Origin of the sequence: Dietzia sp. SLG310A2-38A2 (genome assembly GCF_014145095.1) — a bacterium.
Taxonomy (GTDB): Bacteria; Actinomycetota; Actinomycetes; order Mycobacteriales; family Mycobacteriaceae; genus Dietzia.
Genome location: NZ_JAALDX010000353.1, coordinates 1 through 4,792, shown reverse-complemented (window position 1 = coordinate 4,792; position 4,792 = coordinate 1). Strand labels below are relative to the sequence as shown.

Below are 4,792 nucleotides of genomic sequence, written 5' to 3'. Positions count from 1 at the left end.
CCGGCCTCGAGGCGGGCGGGACCCCCGCCGTCAGGCCCCGTCGGGGAGCGCCGTGAAGTCCGCGGGCCGCCCCTCGGCGAACGCGGTCAGCGCCTCGGAGTTCGCGGGCCCGCCCATGAGTTCGGCGAAACACTGGTTCTCGCGTTCGCGTGCCTCCGCGATCGGGCGGGCCAGGGGTTCGACCATCGTCCGCTTGACCGCCCGCAGACTCGAGATCGGCAATCTCGCCAGCCGCGTGGCGTGCTCGGTGGCCACCGTCAGCAGCTCGTCTGCAGCGCACAGACGCCACACCAGACCCATCTCGTGGGCCTCGGCGGCGCTGATCCACTCCGAGGACAGCAACACCCAGGCGGCGTTCTGCCGACCCACGAGCCGAGGGAGCAGGTAGCTCGAGGCGGCCTCGGGCGCCACCCCGAGGCTGGTGAAGGGGCACTTGAGCCGGGCGTCCTCGGCCATGAAAGCCAGGTCGGCGAACCCGATGACTGTCGTGCCGATCCCGAGGCCGAGCCCGTTGATCGCCAGGACCAGGGGCTTGTCGAACCCGGCCAGGGCGTCGATCAGGCCGATGAACCCGTGCTCGCCGGGGACGAAATCGGGATTGGTGACCCGCTCGGCCATCTCGACCAGGTCGGTCCCGGCACTGAACGCCCGGCCCTGCCCGGTGAGCAGCACCACCGCCACCGTCGGATCGTCCGACGCCTCGTGCAACGCGACGGTGAGCGCGTCGTACAGGGCCTCGTCGAACGCGTTGAGCGCCTCCGGGCGCGCGAGCGTCAGTGTGCGGACCCGGTCGGCGTCTCGCACCGTCAGCGGCGGCGCCCCGTCCCCCACCACGGCGGGATCAGGCGTCGCCGGCGGGCGCGGGCTCGCCGAGGTAGACGGACTTGACCTCGGTGTACTGCGCCAGGCCCTCGGGGCCGAATTCGCGGCCGACCCCCGATGCCTTGAAACCGCCGAACGGGGCCGAGAAGTCCATCGTGTACGTGTTGACCCCGTAGGTGCCGGTGCGGACCCGGCGGGCCACGCCCAGCCCCGCCTCCCGGTCCGCGGTCCACACCGTGCCCGCCAGTCCGTACTCGGAGTCGTTGGCGATGCGGACGGCGTCGTCGACGTCGTCGTAGGCGATCACCGACAGGACCGGGCCGAAGATCTCCTCCTGTGCGATCCGCATGGAGTTGTCGACCCCGGCGAACACGGTCGGCTGGACGTACCAGCCGGTGTCCAGACCGTCCGGGCGGCCGGTCCCGCCGGTGAGGAGCTGAGCGCCTTCCTGCTGCCCGAGCTCGATGTAGGAGGACACTCGCTCCTGCTGCCTCTGCGCCACCATCGGTCCGATCTCCGTGGCGGGATCCAGCGGGTCGCCGACGACCATCGACCCGATCCCCTCGGCCAGTGCCCGGGCGACCTCGTCGTGCCGGTCCCGGCTCACCAGGATCCGGGTCTGCGCCACGCACGCCTGACCCGAGTTCATCACGCCGAGGAACTTGATCCCCTCGACGACGCTCGCCAGGTCGGCGTCGTCCAGCACGATCGCCGCGGACTTGCCCCCGAGCTCCAGCGAACACCGCTTGAGCTGCTCGCCGCAGATCGCCCCGATCTTCCGCCCCGCCGCGGTGGACCCGGTGAAGGCCACCTTGTCGATCGCCGGGTGACGCACCAGGTGCTCCCCCACCTCGCGGCCGCCGGCCACGATGCTCACCACGCCCGCCGGAACACCGGCCTCGATCAGCAGCTCGCCCAGCAGGTAGGTGTCGAGCGGGGTCTCGGGTGCCGGCTTGATCACGATCGTGCAGCCGGTGAGCAGCGCCGGGATCAGCTTGGACAGCACGGTGAACTGGGGGACGTTCCACGGCGGGATCGCCGCGACAACGCCCACCGGCTCGTGGCGGACCAGCACCTCGCCGCCGAGCACGCCCGGCCGGGTCTCCTCCCACGGGAACTCGCGGGCGATGTTCACGAACGCCTCGATCTGCATCCACGGGGCGGGGGCCTGGGCCAGCTTGCTGAACGAGATCGGTGACCCCATCTCCGTGGAGATCAGGGTCGCCATGTCGTCCAGCCGTGCGGCGTAGAGGGCCGAGAGACGGGCGACCACCTCGATCCGCTCCTGGGGACTCATCCGCGGCCACGGACCCGAGTCGAACGCCTCTCGTGCAGCGGCCACGGCGGCGTCCATGTCGGCGACCGAGCCCTCCGGGACGCGGGCGACCATCTCCTCGGTGTGGGGACTGATCACCTCGATGACGTTGTCCGTCGCGGGAGAACGCCACTCGGTGCCGATCAGAAAGGCATCGCGGTCGAGAGAGGTTGTCATGGGCGGTCTCCTGGGAGTCACTGGGTGGGATCCTGTCGCAACGGACATGCGAACAGACACCTGTCTACTGTAGGAGGCCGGGCGCCGTCCGGATGGGTTTTCGAGAACGAGTTCCACTTCGGGCCGCGGCCCGAAGTGGTCAGAAGACGAGGACCGGCTTGACCACGGCACCGGCGACCACGTCCCGGACCGCCTCGTTGATCTGATCGAAGCGGTACGTGGTGATGAGGCCGTCGAGCGGGAGCGTTCCTGAGCTGAGCATCCCCAGAAGTTCCGGGATCATGGTCAGCGGGTCGGAGTCCCCCTCGATGCAACCCCGGACGATCTTGCCGTTCTGCATGAGGTCCACCGCGTCCAGCTCGAACACGGGCGCCCCCAGGCCCAGCACCACGAGCGTCCCGCGCGGCGCGAGGGCCCGCACTGCCTGCGTGATGACCTGCGGCACGGCCGTGGTGTCGACACCCGCCGTGGCGCCACCGCCGGTGAGCTCCCTGATGCGGTCCACGAGCCCGTCCTCCGCGAGGTGTGTGGGGTTGACCCCGAGCGCCCCGAGCCCGGCCGCGTGCTCGAGACGGGAGTCCTGTGTGTCGACGGCGACGATCGTCTCGACTCCCCGGGCCCTGGCCGCCGCGATCGCGGCCAGACCCACCGCCCCGGCGCCGTAGACGACGATGCTCGAGGCGGGAGGGGGGTCGATGGTGTTGAGGACAGCGCCGGCTCCGGTCTGGAATCCGCAGCCGAACGGCGCCGCGACGGCCAGGTCGACCGTCGGGTCGATCACCACGACGTTGTCGGCGGAGCCGATCGCCAGCTCCGAGAAACTCGACTGTCCGAAGAAGGAACCGGCCACATCGACGCCGTCGCGATGGAACGTGGTCGACCCGTCCATCCGGTATCCCATGTAGTTGAGCGCCATGGTCTGGTCGCAGTAGCCGACCTCACCGGACTCGCACCGGGCGCACCGACGGCAGGATCGGAAGCTCATCACCACGTGGTCGCCGACCTCGACGCCCTCCACGTCCGGCCCGACGGCCTCGACCACCCCGGCCCCCTCGTGTCCGAAGACGCGGGGGAACATCTCGGCCGGGAGCATCTCCTTGATCGTGAGATCGGTGTGGCACAGGCCCACAGCCTTGATGCGGACGAGGATCTCGTCCGCCCGGGGGTCGTCGATGTCGAGGTCGACGAGCCGGAACGGTTGTCCCGGACCCTCGACGACGGCGGCACGGGTCTTCACGGTGAGGTCCTCCGAGATCTGGACACCCCTCGGGGCGTGGTGTGACGAACGCGCGCAGGTGACGCGAGTCGGACACTAGACCAGATCGCCACCCGGCAGGGATGGTCACATCGCCGGTGGAGTCGGGACGGTGGACTTCGAACGGAGGGTTCCGGGCGGTGGTTTCCGGGTGGCACCCGCGAAATGACCTCAGGCCCGGCTCCCCTGAAGGGAACCGGGCCTCAGTGCGTGGTAGCGGGGACAGGATTTGAACCTGCGACCTCTGGGTTATGAGCCCAGCGAGCTACCGAGCTGCTCCACCCCGCGTCGTTTGCGTCTATGACACTACGTGCCAGTCACCGCGGAAGGCAAATCGGTGGACGCGAAACGAACGGGACATGACCTAACTCACACCAGGGGTGGCATATCCCCTGGTCAGGTCAGTTCCCGAGTGCCTGATAGGCATCCACCGCCTCCTGCAGGTCCTCAAGAGCCTGTCCCAGCGCGGCCAGGTCCCCGCTCTGGGCCGAGCGGACCGCGTTCAGTGCCTGATTGAGGTTTCGCACGGCGGTGGCCCGTTCGGCGTCGTCACCTCCGCCGCCCGTGGTGGGCGTCGCCGGACTCGGTGCGCTCGCCTCTGTCGGCGAGACGGACTCCTCGGCCTCGGCCTCGGCCTCGCCGCTCTCATCGATGCGCACGACGTCCGGATCGGCCTCGATGCCCACCTGACGCAGCGCCTCGTACAGCGTCGGCGCGTAACCCACCGCGCGGTCGTACGAGACCATCACACGCAGCAGCCTCGGGAACGCCGAGTCCTGGTCCTTGCGCTGGGTGTAGATGGGCTCCACGTACAGGACCGAGTCGTCGGCCAACGGCAGCGCGAGGAGGTTGCCCTCGGTGATCTCCGCGGTCTCACCCCACAGCCGGCGGTCCTCGGCGATCGCTGGGGAGGCGATCATGATGTCCTGAGCCTGGTTCGGGCCCTGGGACAGCGGCTCCGTGGGTCGCTGGACGCGGACCGTGATGTCGCCGTAGGTGTCCGGGTCCGAGCTCGCCGACATGTGCGCCGCGAGGAACTCGCGCTCATATCCGCGGAACGCGGAGATCAGCTGGAACGAGGGTTCGTCCGACTCGGGATCAGTCGGATCGGAGACCACCACGTAGTACGGCGGCTGACTCGGACCGTCCACCGGACCGCGGTTGGCCTGCGTACCCGCCGGCGCACCGGCCTGCCCGCCGGCCGGCCCGCCCGCGGGCGGGGA

The 4,792-nt window shown here is 69.9% G+C and carries 4 protein-coding genes and 1 tRNA gene; all 5 read right to left on the bottom strand.

The features are described from left to right. Positions 1-30: 30 nt before the first annotated feature. Positions 31-831 (bottom strand): enoyl-CoA hydratase-related protein, encoded by an 801-nt coding sequence (locus G6027_RS12635; RefSeq protein ID WP_346995728.1) that lies wholly within the window; start codon positions 829-831, stop codon positions 31-33. 10 nt (positions 832-841) lie between these two features. Beyond that, complete coding sequence (locus tag G6027_RS12630; RefSeq protein ID WP_182637485.1) at positions 842-2,314, bottom strand: aldehyde dehydrogenase; 1,473 nt, start codon at positions 2,312-2,314, stop codon at positions 842-844. Positions 2,315-2,453: 139 nt separating this feature from the next. Next, positions 2,454-3,551, bottom strand: a complete 1,098-nt coding sequence (locus G6027_RS12625; RefSeq protein ID WP_182637484.1) for an alcohol dehydrogenase catalytic domain-containing protein — start codon at positions 3,549-3,551, stop codon at positions 2,454-2,456. 229 nt (positions 3,552-3,780) lie between these two features. Beyond that, positions 3,781-3,857 (bottom strand) — tRNA-Met (locus G6027_RS12620). Positions 3,858-3,970: 113 nt separating this feature from the next. Further along, positions 3,971-4,792, bottom strand: an 822-nt coding sequence (locus G6027_RS12615) for a UPF0182 family protein (protein ID WP_182637483.1), incomplete at its 5' end; no start/stop codon positions are given.

Excerpts from the sequence above, each read along its gene's own strand:
- G6027_RS12630 (WP_182637485.1), bottom strand. The coding sequence starts at position 2,314 with ATGACAACCTCTCTCGACCGCGATGCCTTTCTGATCGGCACCGAGTGG.